Origin of the sequence: Streptomyces sp. NBC_01622, assembly GCF_045209635.1 — a bacterium.
Taxonomy (GTDB): domain Bacteria; phylum Actinomycetota; class Actinomycetes; order Streptomycetales; family Streptomycetaceae; genus Streptomyces.
On record NZ_CP109293.1, the window covers coordinates 1,802,450 to 1,826,952 of the forward strand.

The window sequence follows — 24,503 nt, forward strand, 5'->3', positions numbered from 1 at the left end:
ACGCGCTGAAGCAGAGGGTCTCTGTCTGCGGAAGAAGGCCCTCCACCCACCAAGATCTGGACCAGGAGCGGACCAACTCCACCTCACGTGCGGCAATTTCACTCATTTCTACAGATCAGGAGCCGTCGGACTCGTGTACCACCAGCAGACCAAGAACCTGCTGACGGTTCAGCCCCTCGACACCAGTCCCACGTCGGCCCGAGGCGTCGACAGTCCCTAGATCCCTCTTAAAATTGCAGGTCAACAGCTACTAAGGCATTACTAAGCCGCTACGGACTCCCCGCGCGATAACCATCCGCCCCCGCCTGACATCGCGCCTTCACCCGCTTCGGAAAAGCGCACGAGCCAGGAAGAACCAACCCGCCAGCGGCAACCTTCGCCGCTCCAAGCGCCGCACGACTCTGCGGCGTCCCTAGCGGCGTACAGCATGGACCCCCTTGTCGACCGCCGGGACGCCTCCGGCCCGCAGGACGGCGACCAGTGCGCGCGATCGAGCGGCACCGATATGCAGGCATTTGCGGAGTGTTTCCGCAGAAATCGGCCGCCGGTGAGTCTGCCAGTGCCGGGCGTCTTCCACCCGAGCCCGGTCCAGAAGATCATCGGTGGCGTCGTCCCAGCTGCCGTATTCGGCCACCGGCACGCCGTACAGTCGCTCTCCGGTGCGGCCGAAGCTGCTGCGTGGCAGTGTCGTCACATCGTCAGCTCGGATACCGCTGATGGCCTGCAGCAGGCCGGGGCCGACCTCGGCCCAACCGATCAGCAGCAGCGGGCCCACGGCGTCGAAAGCCGCGCGCCCGTACGCGCCCGCGAGCAGCGGCTCGGTGACGTTGAGGGCGAGGGTGAGCAGACTGGCCAGAAGCAGCAGCCTGCGGGCCGGGCGCAGCGCGGTCTCGGGGGCGCCGTAGAGGGCGAGATACCGGATCGCCAACAGCAGCGCCAGGACCGAAAGGTCCACGGCGGGTGCCACGAGCGGGGCCACCCATGCGGACACGCCCAGCCGCAGAGCCAATGTCCAAACGTTGCCGAAGCCGAACAGGAAAGCGAGGCCAACCACCACTCCCGTGATCGCGGTAACAGCACGGAAGGCCAGCTGCTGCTCACGTACGGCACCGCGCCGCGCGAGGAGCTCACCAGGTTCAGACATGATCACCGACCCCGAACCGCTGATGGGTTTCCTGGGCGCGTTCGGCAGCGGCGCTGGCGCCGTAGCGGCGGGGCATCTCCTGCGACGTCCAGCCGAGCAGCAGCATCAGGTCGCCGGTGTCGCCGCCGGCGCGCTTCCACTCATGGGCAAAGGTGTGCCGCCACCGGTGCGCGTGCAGCTTGACCAGTCCGGCCTCAAGGCCCCGCCGCTTGAGCATGATCTTGATGCCGTTGGGGGCGAGCGGGCGCATCCCGCGCTCGGCCAGCCACAAGTCCGGCAAGTCAGCCGCCTTGTGCTTGGCACGGGCCCGCAGGTAACGGCTGACGGCCCGCGCGGTCCTCGGCCCGAAGCGCACCCGCCGGTCCTTGCTGCCCTTGCCGTGGAAGTGCACCGACTCGGTGTGCATGTCGACGTCGTCGACCAGGAGGTTGCCGACCTCGGACAGGCGCGCTCCCGTGTTGCAGTACAGGCGGATGATCGCCTCGTCCCGCAGTTGGGCGAACTGCCTGCCCTTGCACGTAGCCAGGACCTTCGTGGTCTCGTCGCCCCGAATGACGGGGATCAGTTTCTGCGGCATCTTCGGCTGCCTGACCCGCTCCATCGGCGAGCGGTCGATCTCGCCCTCGTCGAGCATCAGCCACTTGAAGAACTGCTGCAGTGCCTTGTGTTTGTTCAGCGCCGTCGACGCCGACCTCGTCTCGATCATCCACGCCTGGAACGCCTCAATGTGCGCGCGGCTGATGTCGGTCGGATCCTCGGCCGCGTCGTCGGCCTCCGGGTCCGGCGAATACTCCCCCAGGTAGCGGCCCAACTGGGCGGCCGCCAGCAGATAGTTGTAGCGGGTGGTCTCCGGATAGTTCCCCGACCGCAACGAGCGGTCCCAGTCCCGCAGAAACCCCGACCAGGCCTTCGACAGACCCGCAGTGATCTTGTCCAGGTCCAGCAACGGCATTTCGCCGGCCTCCGAGCAAAGGTGCCGATGAGCGGCATGCTCAACCTCGAAGACCGGAAACGACCCACGCGAAAAGGGCCCCCGCAAGCTCTCGCCTGCGAAGACCCTTCGCACTGTCGGGACGACAGGATTTGAACCTGCGACCCCTTGACCCCCAGTCAAGTGCGCTACCAAGCTGCGCCACGTCCCGTTGCCCATCTGACCTGGGGTTTCCCCTGGTCGAACGCGCATGGAAACAATACCGCACTCGCGTCGGTGATCGCGCACGCCTTTATCGGGGGCCGGCTTCCGGCCGACTCCCCTGCGACGCTTGACCTGAAGTTTGGTTGAGGTTGCACGATCGTCCGCATGACCATCACCGCGGAACACAGCCACCCGTACACGCACGGCGACCTGCCCCGGCTCATGGGCCTGATGACCGGTGACGAGAAGCACGGTCCGGCGGCGACCTCGACGCTGGACGTGCTGTGGGTGCTCTACGACCGGGTGCTGCGGGTCGGCCCGGAACGGATGGGCGACCCGGAACGGGACCGGTTCCTGCTCTCCAAGGGGCACGGGCCGATGGCGTACTACGCCGTGCTCGCCGCCAAGGGATTCGTCCCGGTGGAATGGCTCCCGGGCTTCGGCTCGTACGACTCCCCGCTCGGGCACCACCCCGACCGGGTGCTGGTGCCGGGCGCCGAGATCGGCAGCGGGTCGCTCGGGCACGGGCTGCCGATCGCCGTCGGGACGGCGCTGGGACTGCGCGCGCAAGAACGCACCGAGCCCCGGGTCTGGGTGCTGGTCGGGGACGCCGAACTGGACGAGGGCAGCAACCACGAGGCCATCGCCTTCGCCGGGCCCGCCGGACTGGACCGGCTGCACACCGTCGTCGTCGACAACTCCTCCGCCGGTCACGCCCGGCCCGGCGGCATCGCCGCCCGCTTCGAGGCCGCGGGCTGGTCCACGGTGACGGTCGACGGCCGCGATCACGACGCGCTGTACGCCGCCTTCACCGCGCCGCATCCCGGCCGACCGCATGCGGTCGTGGCCCAGGTGGAGCCCAAGTCCGACTGACCGTCCGTCCGTTCAGCCGTCCGTTCAGCAATCCAGTCGGCCATCCGCTCAGCAGCGGCTCAAGAAGGGCTCCCTCTCCATGGACACCATGCGTGACCGTTTCGTCCCGGTCGTCTCCCGGCTTCTCGACGAGGACCCACGCGTCGCGGTCGTCCTCGCCGAAATCGGCGCGGTCGGTCTCGCCGAGGCGCAGCTCCGCCACCCGGAACGGGTGATCAACGTCGGCATCCGCGAGCAGTTGCTCGTCGGGGCGGGCGCGGGACTCGCGCTGACCGGGATGCGCCCCGTCCTGCACACCTTCGCCAGCTTCCTCGTCGAGCGGCCCTTCGAGCAGGTCAAGCTGGATCTCGGGCACCAGGGCCTCGGCGCGGTGCTGGTGAGCGCGGCGGCCTCGTTCGACTGGCCCGCCGGCGGGCTGACGCACATGGCTCCGGGCGATGTGGCGCTCCTCGACACGCTCGACGGCTGGACCGTGCATGTGCCGGGCCACCCGGACGAGGCCGAGACCCTGCTGCGGCACGCGGTCGCCGCGGGCGACGACAAGGTGTACGTACGGCTGTCCGTCCAGTCGAACGCCGACGGTCTCCCGGTCGACGGCGAGCGCTTCCTCCCGGTCCGTGAGGGCCGCTCCGGTGTGGTCGTCGCGGTCGGGCCGATGCTCGACGCAGTGCTCGACGCGACCGAGGGCCTCGATGTCACCGTCCTGTACGCCACGACCGTACGGCCCTTCGACGCGACCGCGCTGCGCCGTGCCACGCGGACGGCCGGGACCGATGTCGTCCTCGTCGAGCCGTATCTCGCGGGCACCTCGACGGCCGCCGCGAACGACGCACTCGCCGACGTGCCCCACCGGGTACTGGGGCTGGGCGTTGCCCGCCCCGAACTGCGGCGCTACGGCACGGCCGAGGAACACCTGGCCGCCCATGGGCTCGACGCCCGGTCACTGCGCGCGCGAATCGGCGGTTTCGTCGGGGGCGGGCACGCCGGTACGCGGGGCTGAGACCCGCCGCCCAACTCCGCGCCGCGGCAGTTCAGTCGGCGGACGGCAGGCCCAACTCCGGGTAGGACTCCAGGAGTCGGGGCGGGGCCGCCTGGCGCCAGGAGTCGGCGAGGATGTCACGCAGTTCCTCCTCGCTCTCCAGCGCGGCGAGCCGGGCCCTGACCCAGGCGAAACCCGCCTCGTGATCGGCGACCCAGAACTTCTCGGGCTCGGCCAGGACGAGTTCCTCGCGCTCCTCCTTGGGGCAGCGCACGGCGATGGAGGTCTCCTCCTCGGGCAGCGTGACGAACATCTTCCCGGCGACCCGGAACGTGGGCATGCTCCAGGCGGTCTTCTCCGTCGTGTCCGGGAGGGAGAGGGCGATACGGCGTACGTCTTCGGCATCCGGCATGACACGCAAGATAGCGGCCGGCACTGACAATCACCTGGTCGGAGTGCGTGCCCCCGTCCCCACCCTCTTGTAGTAGAGCGTCGTCGGCCGCAGCACCCCGCCCGGGCTCGCCGCGTAGTCGGGGATGACGCCGGCGCGGGTCCAGCCGGCCGAGTCGTAGAGGTGCTCGGCGGCGCTGTCCGTCTCGGTGTCCAGGTGGAGGAGGGTGATGCCGGCCGCCACAGCCGCGTCCTCGGCGACGGTCAGGAGTTCGCGGCCGAGGCCCCGGCCGCGGGCGTCCCGGTGCACCATCAGCTTGACCAGTTCGGCGCGGTGGCGGCTGTTGGGCTTGTCGGCGAAGGCCAGGCTCACCGTGCCGACGACCCTGTCGCCGTCCCGCGCCGCCCACACGGCGAGCCGCCCGGCGCCCACCCCGTCGGCACGCTCCCGCCACCAGGCGACGGCCGCCGTCCGGTCGAGCGGTGCGAGGAATCCGATCGACGCTCCGTCGTGCACGGTGTCGGTCAGCAGGTCCGCCAACTCCTCGACCACCGCGAGCAGTTGGGGCGCGTCCAGCCGCTCCGTCCTCATGGCAGCACCACCGCCAGTACGTAGCGGACCCCGTCCGGACCCGGGCACCGGAACCGTGTCGGGCCCCACACCCGCAGCCGTAGACAGTCGCCGGTGTCGAGATGGTGCTCGACGTCCCGGGCCGTCACGTCGAGGGTGCCTTCCAGGACCCAGATGTGCTGTTCGAGGCCGGGGACGGGCGGCCGGTCGTAGGCGATGTCGGCGCCCGCCGTGAGCCGTCCCTCGACGAGTTCGCCGCGCAGGCCGGTGTGCGGCGGCGACACGGAGCGTCGTACGAAACCGGAGGTGCGGTCCTCCCACAGGGATTGGTCGGCGGCGCGCAGCAGTGGAGTGGGCTCGGCCTCCACCTCGCTGAGGAGTTGGGACATGGTGCGGCCGTAGACGCCGCACAGGCGGTTGAGGAGGGAGGCGGTGGGGCTGGTCTCGGCGCGTTCGGCGCGGGACAGGGTCGACCGGCTGATCCCGCTGCGCTCCGCCAACTCCCCCAGGGACCAGCCGTGTTGGGCCCGCAGTTCGGCCATGCGGGCGCCGAGGCGGGCGTCCACCGGGTCCGGAGCCTCGTCTTCTCGCTTCATATCTGGGACGGTATCCCTGATATGAAACGGCGAGGTTACGTCCGGGCCACTTCCGCCAGCGCGTCCAGCACCGGGCGGATCAGCGGATGCTGCTCCGTGCCGCGCCGTACGGCCGCGAAGACCCGGCGGGTCGGCGCCACCCCGTCGACGGGCCGGACGACGACTCCCGTCAGGTCCATGCCGCGCAGGGCCGAGCGGGGGACGAGGGCGACGCCCGCGTCGGCCGAGGCGAGGGCGACCACGGCTCGGAAGTCGTCGGAGGAGTGTTCGAGGCGGGGCTGGAATCCGGCGTTCTCGCAGGCCAGGACGACGACCTCGTGGCAGGGGTTGCCGGGGTAGGGGCCGATCCACGGGTCCTTGGCCAGTTCGGCGAGGGGGACCTCGTCGGCGTCGGCGAGGCGGTGGGCGACCGGGACGACCGCGTCGAAGGGCTCGGCGTAGAGCGGGACGTGGATGAGGCGCGGGTCGTCGGCGGGCGGGGCGCCGCGGTACTCGACGGCGACCGCGACGTCCACCTGCCGGTCCAGCACCATCGGCAGACTGGCGTCGCCCTCGGCGTCCTGGACGCGGATCCGGATGCCGGGCGCAAGCCTCGCGAGTCGGGTCACTGCCGGTGCCACGACCTGGGCGATGCCGGTCGCGAAGGCGGCGACGGTGACCGTGCCGGCCTCGCCCGCGCTGTAGGCGGCGAGTTCCGCCTCGGCCCGCTCCAGCTGGGCCAGGACGACGTTGGTGTGGCTCAGCAGGATCTCGCCGGCCGGGGTCAGCCGTACCCCCTTGGCGCCGCGCTCGACCAGGCGGTGGCCGGTCTCCTGCTCCAGGGCGGCTAGCTGCTGGGAGACCGCCGAGGGGGTGAGGTACAGCGCGGCGGCTGCCGCCGTCACGGTGCGGTGGTCGGCCACCGCACGGAGGATATGGAGCCGCCGCGCTTCGATCATGGGACCGATTATCGCAATATGTCCAGGCTGTTCGGTCCCCTCGGGTTTCTCGGGTTTCCAGCCGCTCTCAGGCGTCCAGCTCCGCGCGGGCCGCGACGAACGCGTCCACCGCCCGGTGCACGTCGTCCGTCGAGTGCGCGGCGGACAGCTGGACCCGGATCCGGGCCTTGTCCTGCGGGACGACCGGGTACGAGAAGCCGATCACGTACACGCCCCGCTCCAGCAGCAGCTCCGCCATCCGGCCCGCCACCGCCGCGTCGCCGATCATCACGGGCGCGATGGCGTGGTCGCCGGGAAGGATGTCGAAGCCCTCCTCGGTCATCCGGCGGCGGAACAGGGCGGTGTTCTCGGCGAGTTGGACCCGCAGGTCGTCCGCCGACTCCAGCAGGTCGAGCACCTTCAGCGAGGCCGCGGCGATCACCGGCGCGAGGGTGTTCGAGAAGAGATACGGCCGTGAGCGCTGGCGGAGCAGCGCGACGATCTCGCCACGGGCGGCGACATAGCCGCCGGAGGCGCCGCCGAGGGCCTTGCCGAGGGTGCCGGTGATGATGTCGACGCGGTCCATGACGCCGTGCAGTTCGGGGGTGCCCCGGCCGCCGGGGCCGACGAAGCCGACGGCGTGGGAGTCGTCGACCATGACCATCGCGTCGTAGCGGTCGGCGAGGTCGCAGATCTCGCGCAGCGGGGCGACATAGCCGTCCATGGAGAAGACGCCGTCGGTGACGATCAGCTTGCGCCGGGCGCCCGCCGCCTCCTTCAACTGCTGTTCCAGGTCGGCCATGTCACGGTTGGCGTACCGGTAACGGCGGGCCTTGGAGAGGCGGATGCCGTCGATGATCGACGCGTGGTTCAGGGCGTCGGAGATGACCGCGTCCTCCGGGCCCAACAGGGTTTCGAAGACACCGCCGTTGGCGTCGAAGCAGGAGGAGTAGAGGATCGTGTCTTCCTGGCCGAGGAATGCGGAGAGGCGGGCCTCAAGTTCCTTGTGCACCTCTTGAGTTCCGCAGATGAAGCGCACGGAGGCCATGCCGTAGCCCCAGCGGTCGAGGGCCGTGTGGGCGGCGGCGACGACCTCGGGGTGGTCGGCGAGGCCGAGGTAGTTGTTGGCGCAGAAGTTGAGGACCTCGCCGGGCCGGCCGCCCGCGGTGACCTGCACGGTCGCCGACTGCGGGGAGCCGATCACGCGCTCGGGTTTGTGGAGTCCGGCGGCGCGGATCTCGTCGAGGGTGGCACTGAGGTCGTCGCGCACGGAGTCGAACATGGGGGAAGCTCCTAAAGTTCCTTCGCCGAAAGGGAGTTACGCGGTCCAGTCGAGGATGACCTTGCCGCCGCCTCCGCTCGCCGCGTCCGCGAACGCCGCCTCGAAGTCGCGATGTGGGTACCGGCCGGTGATCACGGGCGCGAGATCCAGGCCGCCTTCCAGCAACACGGACATCGCGTACCAGGTCTCGAACATCTCACGGCCGTAGATGCCCTTGATGGTGAGCATCGAGGTGACGACGCGGGACCAGTCGACGGGGAACTCCTGGGAGGGCAGCCCCAGCATCGCGATCCGGCCGCCGTGGGTCATGTTGGCGATCATGTCGCGCATGGCCTCGGGGCGGCCGGACATCTCCAGGCCGATGTCGAAGCCCTCGCGCAGGCCCAACTCGCGCTGGCCATCCGCGATCTGAGCGTCCGTCACGTTCAGGGCGAGGCTCACGCCGATCTTGCGGGCCAGGGCGAGGCGTTCCTCGCTGACATCGGTCACCATGATGTTCCGCGCGCCGGCGTGCCGGGCAACCGCCGCCGCCATCAGGCCGATCGGGCCCGCCCCGGTGATCAGTACGTCCTCGCCGACGAGCGGGAACGACAGCGCGGTGTGCACGGCGTTGCCGAACGGGTCGAAGATCGCGGCGACATCGAGGTCGACGGGGGCGCGGTGCACCCATACGTTGGCGGCGGGCAGCGCGACGTACTCCGCGAAGGCGCCGTCCCGGCCGACGCCGAGCCCGACCGTGGCGCGGCACAGGTGGCGGCGCCCGGCAAGGCAGTTGCGGCACTTGCCGCACACCAAGTGGCCCTCGCCGCTGACCAGTTCACCGACGGCGATGTCGCTGACGTCCCGGCCGGTGCCGACCACCTCGCCGACGAACTCGTGCCCGAGCACGAGCGGTGTGCGGATCGCCTGCTGCGCCCAGCCGTCCCAGGCCCGGATGTGCAGGTCGGTGCCGCAGATCCCGGTGCGCAGCACCTTGATCAGTACGTCGCCGGGTCCGACGGCGGGCTCCGGGACGTCCACGAGCCACAGCCCGGGCTCCGCCTTCTCCTTGACCAGCGCCTTCAACGCTACGGCTCCTGTGCGTGAGGCCCGGGCGCGGGCACGGCAAGCGTGCCCGTTCCGGGTGGGGGGTGGATTGTGCTAGCAATCTGCCCTACCGGAACGCCCGGGTCCATCGAGGTTTTCTTAAGCGGTGTCGCAGCTTTCCTTCACACCTGTCACTCGGCCAGCCGCGAGACCTGGTAATGGGCGATGTACCAGCCCTCCCCCAGCCGCCGCACCAGGACGGCGAGCTTGACGTCGACCGGCGGCCGGTCGGTGAACGTGAACTCCGCGTCCAGGTAACCGAGTACGAGATCGTCGGCGTATCGGCGGGTCTCCAGGACCTCGTAAGCCGCCTTCATACCGAGGGGCTGGGAGGCGTAGTACTCGGCGACACCCGCCCGGCCGACGCCGTAGGGGTGCAGACCCTGAAAGATCGCGTCCTCGGTGAAGAGCCGGGCCACCTGCTTCGGCTCGTGGGCGTCTACGGCCGCTTTCCAGGGGTCCAGGACACCGCGCAGGACGAGTTCGTCGTCGTTGCCGCTGTTCATCTCCGTCGACCTTTCTCAGTGACCGGCGCTCATGCCGCCGTCGACATGGAGGATCTCGCCGGTGACGAAGGGAGCGTTCTCCAAGAAGAGCACGGCGTCGACGATGTCGCTCACCTCACCCATCCGGCCGACCGGGTGCAGGGCGGAGAGGAAGTCGTGGGTCTCCTCCGCGTGCATCGGAGTCTTGATGGTGCCCGGCGACACGGCGTTGACGCGGATGCCCCGGGTGGCGTACTCGATGGCGAGGGACTTGGTGGCGGACTGGATTCCGCCCTTGGTCAGCGAGGCCAGGACGGAGGGGACACGGGCGTCCGCGTTGTCGACCAGGCTGGTGGTGACGCTGACGATGTGGCCGCCGCCCTGGGTGAGCAGGTGCGGAACGGCCAGCTGGGTGAGCCGGAAGAACCCGGCCAGGTTGATGCCGAGCACGCTCGCGTAGTCGTCGGCCGTGTAGTCCGTGAAGGGCTTGGCGACGAAGACGCCCGCGTTGTTGACCACCGTGTCGATACGGCCGAACCGCTCGATCGCGGCGGCCACGACCCGCTCGGCGGTGGCCGGGTCGGCGATGTCGCCCTGGACGGTCAGGATGTCCGCGTCGTCGGCGGGGGCGATGGTGCGCGAGGTGGCGACGACGGCGTGGCCGAGCTTGCGGTAGGCGTCGACGACGCCCGCTCCGATGCCCTGCGAGGCGCCGGTGACGATCGCGACCTTCTGGTTCCGAGTGCTCATGGGACGACCTTCTCCGAAGTGCTGGTGCTTGCCTTGGTGCTTCCGGTCGAGCCGCTAGCCGACCGGTCGCCTATTCGAGAAGGTAAGTGACCTCATGCAATGAAAGCAAAGGTCAGAGAGGCTTTGCCCAGGACCGGAATCCTCGCTGCTGGGAGGCCTGGCCTCCCAGTCCACGTCAGCGGTGCGGGTCGCCCGCGGGCAGCCAGGCGTCCGGGGCGCGCAGCCCGAGATCGCCGACGCCCTCGCACAGCGCGTCCACGGCGGCGAGGACGGCGGCACGCGTCTCGCCCTCGCGCCACACCAGCGACCAGGTCCAGTGGACCGACGGTTCGACGACCTCTCGTCGTACGAGGTCGGGCGGCAGCGGAGTGGTCTGTCCCTTGGGCGAGTTGACGACCGGGCGACGGCTGCGGCGGACGTGGTCGAAGAAGGCGGGACCGGTGATCCCGCCGTCGGAGATCGGCGCCGCGTGCGCCCCGGTGTCGTGGGCCAGCTGCTCGGCGTAGACGTTCCAGGACGACCAGGACTGGGTGTCGTCGTCGAGGAGGACGGAGGTGTCCCGGGCGCACACGTCACCGGTGTCGGTGCCCGTGGCCACCGCGTACAGCCGGTCGGCGCCGAGCAGCCGGGCCCGCAGGCCGTGCCGTTTCAGGTCCTCGTCCCGTACCCAGCACACCGCGAGGTCCAGGCTGCCGTCCGCGACCCGGGCGGCCTGCGTGTGCGAGGGCGCGATCCAGGCGTCCACATGTACCTGGGCCACACCGGCGGTGCGCGCGGTCAGGTCCGCGGGGAGCCAGTTGACGTAGCCGAGCCGGACCGCCTCCGAGCCCGCCAGCCGGCCGGCCCGGCGCCGGAGGTCGTCGGCGCGCTCCAGCAGGGCGCGGGTGTGCGGGAGCAGGGCGGCACCGGCGGGGGTGAGGGAGACCGAGCGGCGGTCGCGGTCGAAGAGCCGTACGCCCAGATCGCGTTCGAGGGCCTTGATCTGCTGGGAGAGGGAGGGTCCTGCGATCAGGAGGCGGTCGGCGGCCCGGCCGAAGTTCAGCTCCTCGGCGACGGCGACGAAGTACCTCAGTTGGCGCAGCTCCACGCCCGTCATGCTACGCGGGCTGGGAGGCCGGAACTCTCAGCAGGGAGCAATCCTGTCGTGGCGCCCACGCCGGTCCCGGGCCACCATGAGGGCCTGGAGACCCGGCACCCCGTCGCCCCGCCGGGCGGGCCCGAACGGAGCGAGGTCATGCGAGAGTTCCTGGTCGAGATCACCACCACCGTCCCCGAGGGCACCGGCAAGGACGAGGTCGACCGGCGCCGCGCCGCCGAGGCCGTCCGCTCCCGCGAGCTGGCCGCCACCGGTCACCTGGGACGGCTGTGGCGCCCGGTCGGCGAACGGCGCAGCATCGGCATCTGGCTCGCGGACGACGAGGACCAGCTCCACGAGAAGGTGCTCGGCACGCTGCCTCTCGCCCCGTGGATGACCTTCGCCGTCACTCCGCTGGAGCGGCACCCCAACGACCCCGGCCATGCGGAGTAACTCGCCCTGCCTGCAATGGATTTGTCCGTCATGAGCCCCGGCGCTCCGGTCCCCTCGGCCCGGGCGGACGGCCCCCTCCTGTCGCCCTGGGCGCATGTCGCCCGGGTCGCCGCGGCGCTGGCGGCGGGCATGGGGGTCGGCCGCTTCGTCTACACCCCGATCCTCCCGCTGATGCACGCCCAGGCCGGGCTGTCCACCGGCGCCGGCGCCCACCTGGCCACCGCCAACTACGTCGGCTACCTCGTCGGCGCGCTCGCGGGCACCCTCTCCCCCGCCCTGGCCCGCTCCCGCGCGGCCCTGCGTGGCGCGCTCGTCCTGCTGATCAGCACACTCGCGGCGATGCCCGCCACGCACAGCACCGAGCTGTGGCTCACGCTGCGGCTGCCGGCGGGCGCGGCGAGCGCGCTGATCTTCGTCGTCGCGGTCAACTCGCTCCTCGGCCACCTCCGGGACCACCCGCCGCACCTGCCCGGCTGGGGCTTCGGCGGCGTCGGCGCAGGCATCGCGCTCTCCGGCCTCCTGGTCCTCGCCCTGCGCCCGGTCGCGGACTGGCGGACCGCGTGGTGGGCATCGGCCGCGCTCGCCGTCGTCCTGGCGGCGGCCTCGTGGAATCTACGGCCGGAGGTGTTGGCCGCGCCCGTGTCGGCCAACCACATGCCGTCGGGGCACATGTCGACCGCGCACGTGTCGACCGAGCGCATGTCGTCGCCGCACATGTCGGAAGCCGCTACGCCGACGGTCGACCGCCGCTTCGCCGCCCTGTTCGTCAGCTACACCCTGGAGGGCGTCGGCTACATCGTCGCCGGGACCTTCCTGGTCGCCGCGATCGCGCAGGGCTCCCCCGGCTGGATCGGCGGCGGCGCGTGGGTGCTCGTCGGGCTGGCCGCCGTACCGTCCTCCGCGCTCTGGGCCCGGCTCGGCCGCCGCTGGTCGCGGCCCGGACTGCTGCTGGTGGCGCTGGTGATCCAGGCGGTCGGCGTCGCGCTGCCCGCGCTGGTCGGCGGGGTGGCCGCGGCCCTGGTCTCGGCGCTGTTGTTCGGCGCGACCTTCATCGGTGTCAGCACCCTCGCACTGGCCACCGGGACCCAGTTGCGCTTCCCGCGCTCGGTGGCGCTGCTGACCGCCGGATACTCCGTCGGCCAGATCCTCGGCCCGCTCACCGTCGCCCCGCTGCTGCGCCACGGCTACCGCCCGGCACTGCTGCCGGCCGCCCTGGTGGTCCTCGCCGCGGCCGTCGCCGCCGCCGTCCTGCGGGCCGGCTTCCCGCACCATGCGGTGGCGGTACGACACTCCGTGCCGGAGCAGGCGCGGCGGACCGCGCCCACGGACGCCGGCCGCTGATCAGACGGAGTGGGCGGCCCGGGCGCCGAGCAGGGCGAGGCAGTTGGCCCAAAGGGGGCTCAGCCGCCCGGTGTTGTTGTAGAGCTTGGCGAACATGACCTGACCCTCCAACTGCGCGACGACGGACCGCGCCGCCTCCCGGGTGTCGGTGACGGTGACGTCCCCGCGGTCGCGGGCCTCCGTGACGACCGCGTCGACCATCTCGACCTGGGCGTCGAAGATCTCCTGGAGCCGGGTGCGGACAGCCTCGGTCTGGTTGCTCATCTCCAGGCTGAGATTGCCGAACAGGCAGCCCAGTACGGTCCCGCAGCCCTGCTGTCCGGCGCGCAGACCGCCCTCCGTCTCCTCGAACAGCCGCCGCAGCCGCTCCAGCGGTTCGGCGTCCCCGCCGGCGGGGCTCAGGACGCGCGTCCACTCCCGCCGCTGGTCCGCCCAGTGCTCGTCGACGACGGCCAGGGCGAGGGCCTCCTTCGACTCGTAGAAGTAGTAGAAGCTGCCCTTCGGCACCCCGGCCGCCCGGCAGATCTCAGCCACTCCGAGCGCCGAGTAGCCGCGCGCCTCGAAGAGCGACCGCCCGGCGGCGAGGATCTTCTCTCCGGCATCACTGGTCCTACCCATACGGCAACTATACGACCGGTCGGCTATGGGCCACCGAGGTGCTCCAGCCGGGCCACCAGCTCCGCCGCGGTCGACTTGATCGTCTCCAGCCCCGGCTTTCCCCACGGCCGCGGCTCCGTGTCGACGACACACACGGTGCCCAGCACCATCCCCGTGGAGTCGATGAGCGGTGCCCCCAGATAGGAACGGATGCCGAACTCGTCGACGACCGGATTCCCCGCGAACCGCGGATAGTCGCAGACATCCTCAAGAACCAGCGCTTTACGTCTGACCACCACATGGGGGCAGAACCCGTATTCACGCGCCAACTGCCGGCCCACCTCGGGCTTGGCGTGCTCCCCTCCCGTGACGGCCCGGAGCAGCCCCGCACCGCCCGGAGTGTGCAGACCGGCGAAGAACTGCCGGTTCTCGTCAATGAAGTTGACCATGGCGTACGGAGCTCCGGTCAACTCGGCGAGCCGGTCCGCGAAGGCGTCCAGCGCCGGGTCCGGGTGCTCCCCCAGACCCAGCCCCCGCAGCCGTCGCATCCGTTGGGGTGCCTCCTTGTCCTCGGGCGTGAGCAGCAGACGACCGGCCGGACGCGGCGGGTCGTAGCTCATGGGCGTACTCCGTCCCTGTGGACGTATGGCATAGAGGAACTCCGTGAAGGGTGTGCGGGGATCACATGTGGGCACCATGGCTCGGCGCGTGCGCCGGGGCGTGCTCGATGAGATGGCGTACGAGGGTCAGCAGGGTCTGCACCCCGGAACTGGAGATCCGCGCGTCGCAGCGCACGACCGGGATCCCGGGGTCGAGATCTATGGCGGCCCGCACCTCCTCGGGGTCGTAGCGGTAGGAGCCGTCGAACTCGTTGATCGCGACGATGAATCCGAGGCCGCGCTGCTCGAAGAAGTCGACGGCGGCGAAGCACTCCTCCAGGCGCCGGGTGTCGGCGAGGATGACCGCGCCGAGCGCGCCCTCGGACAGCTCGTCCCACATGAACCAGAACCGCTCCTGTCCGGGCGTGCCGAACAGATAGAGCACGTGTTCCGGGTCGAGGGTGATCCGGCCGAAGTCCATCGCCACGGTCGTCTCGACCTTGTTCTCGATGCCTTCGAGATCGTCGGTCGCGGCACTGACCGTGGTGAGCAGCTCCTCCGTACTGAGCGGCGCGATCTCGCTCACCGCGCCGACGAAGGTCGTCTTGCCGACGCCGAAGCCGCCCGCCACCAGGATCTTCAGTGCGGTGGGGAAGGGATCGTGGCCGCTCTCGTAGTCAGAGCTGTCGTCGTAGTCCATCGAGCACTGCCTCCAGAAGAGACCGGTCAGTGGGGTTGTGGTGGAACTCGGGCGGCTTGGTGGTCAGGGCCCCGCAGTCGACCAGGTCCGACAGCAGCACCTTGGTGACCACCGCCGGCAGCTTCAGGTGGGCGGCGACCTCGGCGACCGAGACGGGCGCGCGGCACAGGTCGAGCGCCTGCGCGTGCTCGGGGCCGAGATAGCCGAGGGGGGTGGCGCCGGTGGCCATCACCTGCGACAGGAGGTCGAGCGCGACGGACGGCCGGGTACGGCCGTTGCTGACCGTGAAGGGGCGCACAAGACGTCCGGCCGCGTCGTCCAGCCAGGGCCCGTCGCCGGCCGTCGCCACGCTCAAGGCCTCATCGCAGGGGATTCGACGGCGTGCTGGCGGGGCGCGGTGACGAGGTAGGGGCGGACGCTCTTGACCAGCATCGCCATCTCGTAGCCCAGCACGGCCGCGTCGGCCTCGCGGCCTGCCAGCACGGCGAGACAGGTGCCGGAGCCGGCGGTGGTGACGAAGAGCAGCGTCGCGTCGAGTTCGACGACGACCTGTCGGACGTCCCCGCCGTCACCGAAGCGGACGCCCGCGCTCCGGCCGAGGGAGTACAGGCCGGAGGCCAGAGCCGCCATGTGGTCGGCGCTGTCGGGGTCGAGGCCGTGGACCGACTTCACGAGGCCGTCGCAGGAGAGCAGTACCGCGCTGGTGGTGTGCGGTACGCGCTGCACGAGGCCGCTCATCAGCCAGTCGAGATCGGATACATGGCCGGTCGGCGCGTCGCTCGCCATGGTGGATCGACTCCTTGGGGTACGAAGGTCTGCGGGAGCGCGGGTGGGGGCGTGCGTGGTCATCCGGCTGATGCGCTCCCGTCGTGCCGGGCGGTGAGGTCATGACCGGGTGCATGCGCGTGTGCTTCGGGTATGGGTGCCGCGTCCATGTGGGGGGCGAGGGTGAGGGGTGGCATTTCTGTGTGGGCTGCGGGGGTGTGGTCCGAGCCCATGGGGGGCGTGGTCATGTAGACCCCGCCTGTGTGCACTTCGGTCGAGCGCGGGAAGTCCGTGTGCTCTGTCTCCATGTGGGCCGACTCCATGTGCGGCCCGTCAATGAGCGTCTCCTCCACGTGCGGTACATCCACATGTGGTGACGCCATGTCGGTCCCCTCCACCAACTCCTCCGCCTCCATGTGCTGTTGTGCCTCCGCCAGGCCGATCCCGCGTTGGAAGGCCGCCATCAGGCCCGGGTCGTGGGCGGCGGCGTGCTCGGAGTCCTGGCGGGGTGCGGGGCCGCCGCGGAGTTGGGGTGCGATGTGCTCTTGGGCGCGGCGGCGGGGCAGTTGGGGCGGCTTGCCCATGGTGCCGCGTACCGCGCCGCCTCGCGGGACGGGCGGCGTGGTCGCGTTCGTCGCCACGATGTGCCGGTCGTCGGGCCGGATGCCGGGTACGGCCTCCGCCGGATTGGCCCGCTCCACGTGGGCGCCACGCACGGGCAGCGGCACCGGTCCGCTGCCGTTCGGCGCGGGCGCGACGGGCGGTGCGGTGTCCCGTCGTTGATGCCGTCCCGGTGCCCCGGCCTCACGCTGGGGCCGCCCCGGCGCGGCAGGCGTCGCCGCGGGCGCACCCCGCCCGCCGACGGCCCGCTGACCGCCCTCGGCCCCACCCGAAACCCCGCCCGTCCCGCCCTGCGGAGGCAGGAGCGGGCGCCCCCCGCCCATGGTGTCCTCCGGCTGCCCTACGGCTCCGGGGGCGCCCGGCGCCGTACCCAACAAGGCCTGCGGCACGACGAGTACGGCCTGTACGCCGCCGTAGATGTTGCTCTGAAGGCGGACGTGGATGCCGTGGCGGCGGGCGAGTTGGGAGACCACGAACAGGCCGATGCGGCCGTCGGCCAGCAGGCTGGCGACGTTGACCTGGTCGGGGTCGGTGAGCAGGGCGTTCATCCGGCTCTGTTCGCCGACGGGCATGCCGAGTCCGCGGTCCTCGACCTCGACGGCCAGTCCCGAGGTCACGAGGTTGGCTCGGAGCAGGACCTGGGTGTGCGGGGCGGAGAACACCGTGGCGTTCTCGACGAGTTCGGCCAGCAGGTGGATCACGTCGGCGACGGCGTGGCCGCGCAGGGTGCCGTCGATGGGCGGCACGAGTTTGACGCGGGAGTACTGCTCGACCTCGGCGATGGCGGAGCGCAGCACCTCGGTCATGGAGACCGGGTTGCTCCACTGTCTGCGGGAGACCGCGCCGCCGAGGACGGCGAGGTTCTCGGCGTGGCGGCGGATGCGGGTGGCGAGGTGGTCGACGTGGAAGAGGCCCTTGAGCAGATCGGGGTCCTCGATCTCGTTCTCCAGCTCGTCGAGGATGGAGATCTCCCGGTGCACGAGGGACTGAAGGCGCCGGGCGAGGTTGACGAAGACCTCGACCTTCTGTTCGCTGCCGGCCTGGCTGGAGAGCTGGGAGGCGGACACGACGGCGGTGACGGCGCCGTCGTGGGCGCGTGCCAGGTCGGCGGCGAGCAGGTCGAACTCGTCGGTGTCCCCCGGCGGCCGGCCGCGCGGCTTGCGCTGGGGCGGGCCCTCGCCGCGGCGCAGCGCCTCGACCAGCTCGCGCAGATCGGCCTCGCCGCGCGCGCTGTCGCGGCGCAGGGCGCCGACGCGGTCGCTGACGGAACCGGCCGCGCGGCCCGCGGCCACGGCGGCGATCAGGATGCCCGCGCAGGTCACGGCCGTGGCTCCGGCGAGGACACCCCAGAGGGTGAGGCCGGTTCGTGCTCCGGTGGAGCGGACGGTGAACAGGACGGCCGCGCCGGCGCTCAGCGCGACCGCGACGGGCGGCAGCACGGCGAGACGCAGGAGTTGGGATCGTATGTGCGTCTCGGGCAGTGCGGGCACGGGGCGGGCGGCCGGTCGCCCGTGCCGGCCGCCCTCACGGCGGTCTGCGCGTGCGGCCGGTGCACGGAGTTGAGACATCTGCGTCCTCGTACTGGTGCGTCGGACCTGTTTGCTCGCGCGGGGTGCGCGATTCGGGCATACGCCATCGCGGTGCCGGTCGGGAGAGCCGAAAAAATCGGCCCTGCGTCGCCCGGCGGACACTCACAGTAGTCGTCAACGCATCAGGTGCGGTGGGCAGTTGACAAAGTCCCCCGGGGAGCGTCCCGCTCTGGTATGAGGCTTCGCACGACAGACCGATAACTCTGGCGGCCGTATGCCGAAGAAGGACAAAGGATCGATCGCCCCTGATCGGAACCGGTCACGAACGGGCGCTGGGGGTCGGGGAGTTCGATGCCGCCCGGCTCCGCCGTTCGCCCGCGCCGGGCCCGGCGGCCGGGTCGGCGGAGCGATTTCAGGGGATCCGTCCCGGCCCCTGCCGCGGCCCCGGCACGTCACAGGCAGTGTCCGCCGGAGGGCGTCCGCTGAGCGTGCGGAACCGATCCTGTCCAGGCGTTGTCCGGACAGGAGTGGCGTCTCTTCTGTTTCTGATCCTGGTTCTCTCGCCGTTCGTGACACCGTTCGTGTTCGTGGCCGCCGCCGTGGCGCTCGCCTGGCGGGCCTGCCATCGGCAGCCGGGGAGCGGGTGGTGGCACCTGCCGAGCGTCGAGACCTGTGTGCTGGTGGCGGTGATGGCCGGCTCGGCGGCGCTCGGCGCGTACACATGGGGCGCCATGTCGGGGTTCTACATCCTGGACCCGGACCAGATGTGTGCGGCGAAGGGTGTGCAGGGCGATCACGTCGTGACGCGGATGACGTTGCCGGTCAGTTCGCAGTGCGTCACGTCGGACGGCGTGGGCACCGAGTTGGTGCCGGACTGGGTGAACCCCGTGATCTTCATGGGACTCCCCCTGCTGGCGCTCGCCCTCACGACGGGGACCTGGGCGGGAGTACGGCGGCTCCGTGCCCTGCGGTGAGACGTCCCTTCGACGACGCGGCGAACCCGGCCGTCGACGCCGTCGACGCCGTCGAGGGGACTGTCGCCCGTGTCAGCGCTCGTTGGCCAGGTCGAGTTCCGCCGGAGTCGCCGCCGGCTTCGGCCCCGACTCCAGCCCCACCGGCTCCGCACCCCGCCAGGGACGCGCGAGCGTACCCCCGTGAGGCAGCCACCAACGGTCCGTCGTCAGCTCGGCGCCCGGCTCGAAGGGCTCGCCCGGCCTCGGGGTGGCCACCGCCTGGCCCGCCGCTTCGGCCGCGTCCGCGGTCCACTCGCCGGGCTCGGCCCACGCGTGCAGCGCCAGGTTGAACGTGCCCCAGTGGATGGGCAGCAGCACTCCGTGCGCCTGCCCGCCCTGGAGGTCGAGGTGGGCGCGCATGCCCTCCTCGGGCGTCATGTGGATGTCGGGCCAGAACTCGCTGTAGGCGCCGATCTGGATCATCGTGGCGTCGAACGGGCCGTGCGCCGCGCCGATGTCCTTGAAGCCCTCGAAGTAACCGGTGTCACCGCTGTGGTAGATCCGGTGCTCGTCACCGGCGACGACCCAGGAGGCCCAGAGCGTGTGCTGGGTGTTGCGCAGGCCCCGGCCGCAGAAGTGGCGGGCCGGGGTCGCGGTCAGGGTGAGGCCGCCGACCCTGGTCTCCTCGTTCCAGTCCAGCTCGCGCAGCCGGTCCGGGGAGACACCCCAGTGCTCCAGGTGGGCACCGACGCCCAGCGGCACGGCGAACAGGGTGTCCGTGTCGGCCAGCGCCTTGATCGAGGGCATGTCCAGGTGGTCGTAGTGGTCGTGCGAGATGACCACGACGTCGACGGGACCGAGGGCGGCCAGCGGCAGGGGCACCGGGTGCAGCCGCTTGGGGCCGGCGAACGGGAACGGGGAGCAGCGCTCGCCCCAGACCGGGTCGAAGAGGACCCGGTGGCCGTCGATCTCCGCCAGCACGCTGGAGTGGCCCATCCACGTCAGGCGCAGCCCGGTGGCGGCCGGCCTGGCCAGGTCGGCGAGGGTGGTGGCGTGCACGGGCAGCGTGCCGTCGGGGGCACGGCGGACCCGCGCCTCCTTGTCCAGGTAGGCCTTGCCCATCTCGCGCATCGTGCCGCCGGACGGGCGGACGTTCGTGTTGCCCCCGGGGTTCTGGAAGACCCCGTTCTTGAAGTGGGGCGATCTGCGGATGCGCGCCAGGCGCTCGCCGCTCGGGTCCGCGCCGAAGGCCGCGGGCTGCAGCGCGCGGAGCCCGGAGCTCAGGGTACGGATTCCGGTCACGGTGCCTCCAGGTGGAGTCGGTCAGGCTTTCCATTATGGTCGACCCCTGTGACAACGCCGGTGCATCGGCTTCGCGGGGCCGTCATTCCAAGGAAAGACCAAAGTTCCGGTCCCGGGGTCGACGCCGCGGGGTGGAATTCGATCTTCCGTTGACAGGACACGGCCCCACTTCCGATACTGACTCGCCGTTCAGTACCAGCCGCCCGGTACACGCTTCAGCACTCGTCCTGCCGGCCGACGCCGCGAGGAGTCCGTATGACCGCCCCCTTGATGTCGCTCACCTGGACCGACCACGTCACCGGACGCCAGGGCTTCCTGGTCGTCGACCGGCTGGTGCGCGGGGTGTCCAGCGGCGGGCTGCGGATGCGGCCGGGCTGCACCCTCGACGAGGTGGCGGGGCTCGCCCGCGGCATGACCATGAAGGAGGCGCTGCACTACGACCCGGCGGGCCGTTACATCCCGCTGGGCGGCGCCAAGGGCGGCATCGACTGCGACCCCCAGGACCCGGTGTCGTACGGCCTCCTCGTGCGGTATCTGCGGGCCATGCGGCCGTACGTCGAGAGTTTCTGGACGACGGGTGAGGACCTCGGGCTCAGCCAGGACCTGGTGGACCGGGCCGCCGCGGAGGCGGGGCTCGTGTCGTCGATCCAGGCCGTGTATCCGCTGCTCGACGACGAGGCCGCGGCGCGGCGGCGGCTCGCGGACGCGTTCGCGGTCGAGGTGGACGGCATCGGTCTCGACGAGCTGGTCGGCGGCTGCGGGGTCGCCGAGTCGGCGCTCGCGGCGCTGGACCGGGCGGGCGTGCCGTACGCGGGGACGCGGGTCGCCGTGCAGGGTCTGGGCACCATGGGCGGGGCCACGGCACGGTTCCTCACGCGCGCGGGGCTGACGGTGGTGGCCGTCGCCGACGTCAAGGGGACGATCGCCAACCCGGCCGGACTCGACGTGGACGCGCTGCTCGCGGCGCGGGACGCGTACGGCACCGTGGACCGGTCCGTGCTGCGCTCCGGCGACCGCGAACTCCCGGGCGGGGACTGGCTGTCCGTCGAGGCGGAGGTGCTGGTTCCGGCGGCGGTGTCGTACGCGGTCGACACCGTGAACCAGGGGGCGGTCACCGCTCGCTGGATCGTCGAGGCGGCCAACATGCCGGTACTGCCGGAGGCGGAGGAACTGCTCTCCGCGCGCGGGGTCGTCGTACTGCCGGACGTGGTCGTGAACTCCGGGACGAACGCCTGGTGGTGGTGGACCCTGTTCGGCGACATCGGTGCGGACGCGGACGAGGCGTTCGCCCACACCCGGCGTTCGATGCGCGCCCTGATCGAGCTGATGCTGGCCCGCGCGGAGGCCGACGGCACGACACCGCGCGCCGCCGCGCACGCCATCGTCGCCGACCGGCTGCCGGTCATCGCGGAGCGGTTCGGCTGGTACCGGTGAGGCACGGGGCAACAGCTTCGCGGGCCACGGAATAAGGTGGCCGGGTGGCGAGAGTGCGGTTGGGTGTGGCGGAGCGGCGTGCGGAGTTGCTGCGGGCCGCGGTCGAGCAGATCGAGGCGCGGGGTGTGGCGGCGGTCAGGATCGCCGATGTGGCCTCGGCGCTCGGGGTGAGCAACGCGCTGGTGCTCTATCACTTCTCGACCAAGGAGAAGCTGGTCGCCGCCGCGTTCGCTCATGCCGCCGAGGACGATCTCGCGCATCTGCGCAAGCTGCTCGGCCGGCGGACGACCGCGCTGCGCCGGCTGCGTGCGGCGGTGCGCTGGTACGCGCCGACCGGGCAGGCCAAGGGGTGGCGGCTGTGGATCGAGGGCTGGGCGGCGGCGCTGCGCGAACCCGCCCTGCTGGAGGTCACGCGCGATCTCGACCGGCAGTGGAAGCAGGCGCTCGCGGAGGTCGTCGCCGAGGGGGTGATCGCGGGCGAGTTCCACTGCGCGGACCCGAACGCCGCGGCCCTGCGCCTCACGGCTCTCCTGGACGGTCTGGCCGTACAGATGACGGCGTACGCGGGCGCGGTGTCGCGGACGCGGGCCCTGGAGTGGGTCGACGAGGCGCTCGCGCGGGAACTCGGCCTGGAGCGGGCGGCGTTGACCGCTCCCTGAAACGGGCGGTACCGGACGGAGTTCTCCGGCATCGGGGAACGGCCCGCGGTCGCTCTCACACCCCGGGCACGTCCTCCTCGGCGCGTCGCTCCCGTCGTTCCGTCAAGCGACCGACTCGATCCGCATCTTGATGTCGTCGGGCGACAGCGCGCCCTTGGCCTCCACGTGGTCGCCCGAGGACTCGCCGCGCAGTCGGCGTCCGATCCACGGCACCAGGTACTCGCGCGCCCAGTGCACGTCGTCGCGGCGGATGTCGAGCGTGCCGCGCGGCGGAAGCGGCGGCCAGGGCTGGTCCGGGTCGGCCGGGACCTCGACGCCGAGGACCTGACCGGCGCGGAGCGCCACGCGCGTGTGGCCCTCGGGAGAGAGGTGGAGCCGGTCGCCGTCCCAGGCCCGGCGGTCCTGGACCGTCTTCAGAGACCACAGGTCGAGCACCGGGCAGCCGTAGCGGTCGGCGATGGCACGCACATGCCCGTTGTAGGTGGCGATCTTGCCGCGCAGATGCTTGAGCACCGGCACACCACGGGTGTCGAAGCCGGTCGTCACCAGGACGGTGCCGACGGCGGAGGTGAGGTCGGCGACCGCGCGTTCGAAGCGCTCGGCCACCTCGTCGGGGTCGGTGCCGGGACGGATGATGTCGTTGCCGCCCGCGCAGAAGGAGACCAGGTCGGGGCCGATCTCCTTGGCCCGGGTGAGCTGGTCGGCCACGATCTGGTCGAGCAGTTTCCCGCGCACGGCGAGGTTGGTGTACTCGAAGTCGCCCTCGGGCCGCCGGTCCGCGAGCAGTACCGCGAACCGGTCGGCCCAGCCGACCATCGCCCCGTCGGGCCCGGGGTCGCCGACGCCCTCGGTGAAGCTGTCCCCCACCGCCACGTACGACCCGATCACTGATCTGTTGCCACTCTTCGAATCGTTAGCCACGGCAACCATAGTTCACCCTGGTGTGTGACCTACGCGATCGTAATATGGGGTTGACGGACGGTGAGATAAGCCACTTGTAAAGGGTTGTCCAAAGTCGGAATAAGCCCCTGGTCAGGGGCGTTGACCCCGGGAACTGCCCTGCACCGGGCCCTGATGTCAGCCGACGGTGACGCCGTGCGAGCGGAGGTAGGCGACCGGGTCCACGTCCGAGCCGTAGTACGGAGTGGTCCGGATCTCGAAGTGCAGGTGCGGGCCGGTCACATTGCCGGTCGCGCCGGAAAGGCCGATCTGCTGACCCTCGGTCACGGTCTGGCCGGCCGAGACGGACAGCTGCGACATGTGGGCGTACTGCGAGTACTCGCCGTCCGCATGCCGGATGACGACCTCGTTGCCGTAGGCGCCGTCGTAGGCCGCCGAGACGACCGTACCTGCGGCGACCGCCTTGACGGTGGTGCCGGTCGGGACGACGAAGTCGACGCCCGTGTGATAGCCGCTGGACCACATGCTGCCCGCGACGTGGTAGCCGGTACCGATGGTGCCGCCGGTCACGGGGAGGGTGTAGCCGCTGGAGGTGCTGGTGGTGTCGGCGCTCTGGGTGGCGGTCGTCTTCTTCGAAGAGGAGGACGAAGTGGACGAAGTGCCGGACGACTTGGCCGTGCTCGCCCCGGTGTCCGTGCTCGTGCTCGTCGTGGCCTTCTTGCCGAGGGAGAGCTTGAGGCCCGGGTGGATCAGCGAGGGGTCGGCGCCGATGGCCTCGCGGTTGTCCTGGTAGATCTTCTTCCAACCGCCGGTGACGTCCTGGTCCTCGGCGATCTTCGCGAGCCAGTCGCCCGCCTTCACCGAATACGTCTTGACGCCTTCGGTCTTGGCGGTCGCCGCCTTCTGCGTCACCGTCTTCTCAGTTGCCGGAACCGATTGAACGGCCTTTTCCGGAGCGGAAGTCGAAGTGGCCGCATGGGCGCCGGTGGCCCCCATGAGCGGAAGGGCGAGCGCGGCACCGCCGGTTCCGGCTAGGGCTATCGAGCGGGTGAGGCGCTGGGACTTGGGACGGCGGTGCTTACCCTTCGCGGGCATGACGAATTCCTCTCCGGCGCCTGCGGGGTGAGCTGTCGGGTGCGGGCTGGAGATGCCCGGCCGCGCGCTGGGCGCGGCTTTACCCCAAGCCCGTTCCGGAGACCGGAACAGGCGTCCTACCTGTGGGTCCCCCGCTCCTGCCGCATACGGGTGGGTGTGTGCGGAGTCCGGTCGGCGGCAGGATTGGGCGTCCGTCCGGATTGGTGGCGAACGTAAGCGAGGAAGACGCAAAGGGACAAGCAGGAGGTTCCACGGTTTTGTGTTTCTTGTGA

General features: G+C 71.1%; 27 protein-coding genes, 1 tRNA gene and 1 riboswitch. Of the genes, 7 read left to right on the forward strand and 21 right to left on the reverse strand.

Annotated elements, in window-relative coordinates; genetic code table 11:
• Positions 1-412: 412 nt before the first annotated feature.
• From OH768_RS08320 to OH768_RS08330, 3 genes are all read right to left on the reverse strand, one after another.
• On the reverse strand, positions 413-1,144 hold the full coding sequence (locus tag OH768_RS08320; protein WP_317883223.1) for a SpdA protein: 732 nt from the start codon (positions 1,142-1,144) through the stop codon (positions 413-415).
• The gene (locus OH768_RS08325; protein ID WP_406451580.1) at positions 1,137-2,096 is read right to left on the reverse strand and encodes a tyrosine-type recombinase/integrase; all 960 of its coding nucleotides are present in this window, start codon (positions 2,094-2,096) and stop codon (positions 1,137-1,139) included. The genes OH768_RS08320 and OH768_RS08325 overlap by 8 nt, the downstream gene beginning before the upstream one ends.
• Positions 2,097-2,212: 116 nt before the next feature.
• Positions 2,213-2,286, reverse strand: a tRNA-Pro gene (locus OH768_RS08330).
• A 158-nt stretch (positions 2,287-2,444) separates the two neighbouring features.
• Here OH768_RS08330 and OH768_RS08335 point away from each other — a divergent pair.
• Together OH768_RS08335 and OH768_RS08340 are read left to right on the forward strand one after the other, a co-directional pair.
• A complete protein-coding gene (locus tag OH768_RS08335; protein WP_406451582.1) occupies positions 2,445-3,152 on the forward strand; it encodes a transketolase in 708 nt (235 codons plus the stop codon).
• A 79-nt stretch (positions 3,153-3,231) separates the two neighbouring features.
• A complete protein-coding gene (locus tag OH768_RS08340) occupies positions 3,232-4,152 on the forward strand; it encodes a transketolase family protein (RefSeq protein ID WP_406451584.1) in 921 nt (306 codons plus the stop codon).
• A gap of 31 nt (positions 4,153-4,183) precedes the next feature.
• On the opposite strand, the gene OH768_RS08345 is transcribed toward OH768_RS08340, so the two are convergent.
• The 9 genes from OH768_RS08345 to OH768_RS08385 form a co-directional block, all read right to left on the reverse strand.
• The gene (locus tag OH768_RS08345; protein WP_406451586.1) at positions 4,184-4,543 is read right to left on the reverse strand and encodes an MmcQ/YjbR family DNA-binding protein; all 360 of its coding nucleotides are present in this window, start codon (positions 4,541-4,543) and stop codon (positions 4,184-4,186) included.
• 30 nt (positions 4,544-4,573) lie between these two features.
• A complete protein-coding gene (locus tag OH768_RS08350) occupies positions 4,574-5,113 on the reverse strand; it encodes a GNAT family N-acetyltransferase (RefSeq protein ID WP_406451588.1) in 540 nt (179 codons plus the stop codon).
• On the reverse strand, positions 5,110-5,688 hold the full coding sequence (locus OH768_RS08355; protein ID WP_406451590.1) for a helix-turn-helix domain-containing protein: 579 nt from the start codon (positions 5,686-5,688) through the stop codon (positions 5,110-5,112). Before OH768_RS08355 ends, OH768_RS08350 begins: the two co-directional genes overlap by 4 nt.
• 35 nt (positions 5,689-5,723) lie before the next feature.
• Entirely contained in the window at positions 5,724-6,626 is a 903-nt protein-coding gene (locus OH768_RS08360; protein ID WP_406451592.1) for a LysR family transcriptional regulator, read from the reverse strand.
• A 67-nt stretch (positions 6,627-6,693) separates the two neighbouring features.
• Entirely contained in the window at positions 6,694-7,887 is a 1,194-nt protein-coding gene (locus OH768_RS08365; protein ID WP_406451594.1) for a glycine C-acetyltransferase, read from the reverse strand.
• Positions 7,888-7,923: 36 nt separating this feature from the next.
• Positions 7,924-8,952 carry an L-threonine 3-dehydrogenase gene (gene tdh, locus OH768_RS08370; RefSeq protein ID WP_406451596.1) on the reverse strand — a complete coding sequence of 343 codons (1,029 nt, stop codon included), beginning with the start codon at positions 8,950-8,952 and terminating at the stop codon, positions 7,924-7,926.
• A gap of 152 nt (positions 8,953-9,104) precedes the next feature.
• Entirely contained in the window at positions 9,105-9,479 is a 375-nt protein-coding gene (locus tag OH768_RS08375) for a YybH family protein (protein ID WP_406451598.1), read from the reverse strand.
• A 15-nt stretch (positions 9,480-9,494) separates the two neighbouring features.
• Positions 9,495-10,208, reverse strand: coding sequence for an SDR family NAD(P)-dependent oxidoreductase (locus OH768_RS08380; protein ID WP_406451600.1), 714 nt, complete (start codon positions 10,206-10,208; stop codon positions 9,495-9,497).
• 175 nt (positions 10,209-10,383) lie between these two features.
• On the reverse strand, positions 10,384-11,304 hold the full coding sequence (locus tag OH768_RS08385) for a LysR family transcriptional regulator (RefSeq protein WP_406451602.1): 921 nt from the start codon (positions 11,302-11,304) through the stop codon (positions 10,384-10,386).
• 138 nt (positions 11,305-11,442) lie between these two features.
• On the opposite strand from OH768_RS08385, the gene OH768_RS08390 reads away from it, so the two are divergent.
• Positions 11,443-11,736, forward strand: coding sequence for a muconolactone Delta-isomerase family protein (locus OH768_RS08390; protein ID WP_406465188.1), 294 nt, complete (start codon positions 11,443-11,445; stop codon positions 11,734-11,736).
• Between the two features lie 30 nt (positions 11,737-11,766).
• Positions 11,767-13,077: a YbfB/YjiJ family MFS transporter gene (locus OH768_RS08395; RefSeq protein ID WP_406451604.1), complete on the forward strand. Its 1,311-nt coding sequence runs from the start codon at positions 11,767-11,769 to the stop codon at positions 13,075-13,077.
• Here the strand turns inward: OH768_RS08395 and OH768_RS08400 are convergent, their stop codons facing one another.
• The 6 genes from OH768_RS08400 to OH768_RS08425 form a co-directional block, all read right to left on the reverse strand.
• The gene (locus OH768_RS08400; RefSeq protein ID WP_406451606.1) at positions 13,078-13,695 is read right to left on the reverse strand and encodes a TetR/AcrR family transcriptional regulator; all 618 of its coding nucleotides are present in this window, start codon (positions 13,693-13,695) and stop codon (positions 13,078-13,080) included.
• A gap of 23 nt (positions 13,696-13,718) precedes the next feature.
• Positions 13,719-14,294: a GAF domain-containing protein gene (locus OH768_RS08405; RefSeq protein ID WP_406451608.1), complete on the reverse strand. Its 576-nt coding sequence runs from the start codon at positions 14,292-14,294 to the stop codon at positions 13,719-13,721.
• Positions 14,295-14,355: 61 nt separating this feature from the next.
• Positions 14,356-14,973 carry an ATP/GTP-binding protein gene (locus OH768_RS08410; protein ID WP_355920057.1) on the reverse strand — a complete coding sequence of 206 codons (618 nt, stop codon included), beginning with the start codon at positions 14,971-14,973 and terminating at the stop codon, positions 14,356-14,358.
• Positions 14,951-15,322 carry a DUF742 domain-containing protein gene (locus tag OH768_RS08415; RefSeq protein ID WP_019062160.1) on the reverse strand — a complete coding sequence of 124 codons (372 nt, stop codon included), beginning with the start codon at positions 15,320-15,322 and terminating at the stop codon, positions 14,951-14,953. Before OH768_RS08415 ends, OH768_RS08410 begins: the two co-directional genes overlap by 23 nt.
• Before the next feature lie 2 nt (positions 15,323-15,324).
• Positions 15,325-15,759, reverse strand: coding sequence for a roadblock/LC7 domain-containing protein (locus OH768_RS08420; protein WP_406451610.1), 435 nt, complete (start codon positions 15,757-15,759; stop codon positions 15,325-15,327).
• A 59-nt stretch (positions 15,760-15,818) separates the two neighbouring features.
• A complete protein-coding gene (locus OH768_RS08425; protein ID WP_406451612.1) occupies positions 15,819-17,927 on the reverse strand; it encodes an ATP-binding protein in 2,109 nt (702 codons plus the stop codon).
• 530 nt (positions 17,928-18,457) lie between these two features.
• Here OH768_RS08425 and OH768_RS08430 point away from each other — a divergent pair.
• Entirely contained in the window at positions 18,458-18,862 is a 405-nt protein-coding gene (locus tag OH768_RS08430) for a hypothetical protein (RefSeq protein WP_406451614.1), read from the forward strand.
• Between the two features lie 72 nt (positions 18,863-18,934).
• Here the strand turns inward: OH768_RS08430 and OH768_RS08435 are convergent, their stop codons facing one another.
• The gene (locus tag OH768_RS08435) at positions 18,935-20,143 is read right to left on the reverse strand and encodes an MBL fold metallo-hydrolase (RefSeq protein WP_406451616.1); all 1,209 of its coding nucleotides are present in this window, start codon (positions 20,141-20,143) and stop codon (positions 18,935-18,937) included.
• A 255-nt stretch (positions 20,144-20,398) separates the two neighbouring features.
• On the opposite strand from OH768_RS08435, the gene OH768_RS08440 reads away from it, so the two are divergent.
• Positions 20,399-21,577, forward strand: coding sequence for a Glu/Leu/Phe/Val dehydrogenase dimerization domain-containing protein (locus tag OH768_RS08440; RefSeq protein WP_406451618.1), 1,179 nt, complete (start codon positions 20,399-20,401; stop codon positions 21,575-21,577).
• Between the two features lie 44 nt (positions 21,578-21,621).
• The gene (locus OH768_RS08445; RefSeq protein WP_406451620.1) at positions 21,622-22,236 is read left to right on the forward strand and encodes a TetR/AcrR family transcriptional regulator; all 615 of its coding nucleotides are present in this window, start codon (positions 21,622-21,624) and stop codon (positions 22,234-22,236) included.
• 102 nt (positions 22,237-22,338) lie between these two features.
• Here the strand turns inward: OH768_RS08445 and OH768_RS08450 are convergent, their stop codons facing one another.
• On the reverse strand, positions 22,339-23,124 hold the full coding sequence (locus OH768_RS08450; RefSeq protein ID WP_406465189.1) for an SGNH/GDSL hydrolase family protein: 786 nt from the start codon (positions 23,122-23,124) through the stop codon (positions 22,339-22,341).
• Positions 23,125-23,313: 189 nt separating this feature from the next.
• The gene (locus OH768_RS08455; RefSeq protein WP_406451622.1) at positions 23,314-24,231 is read right to left on the reverse strand and encodes a peptidoglycan DD-metalloendopeptidase family protein; all 918 of its coding nucleotides are present in this window, start codon (positions 24,229-24,231) and stop codon (positions 23,314-23,316) included.
• Positions 24,232-24,235: 4 nt separating this feature from the next.
• Positions 24,236-24,398, reverse strand: a riboswitch (cyclic di-AMP (ydaO/yuaA leader).
• Between the last annotated feature and the right edge of the window lie 105 nt (positions 24,399-24,503).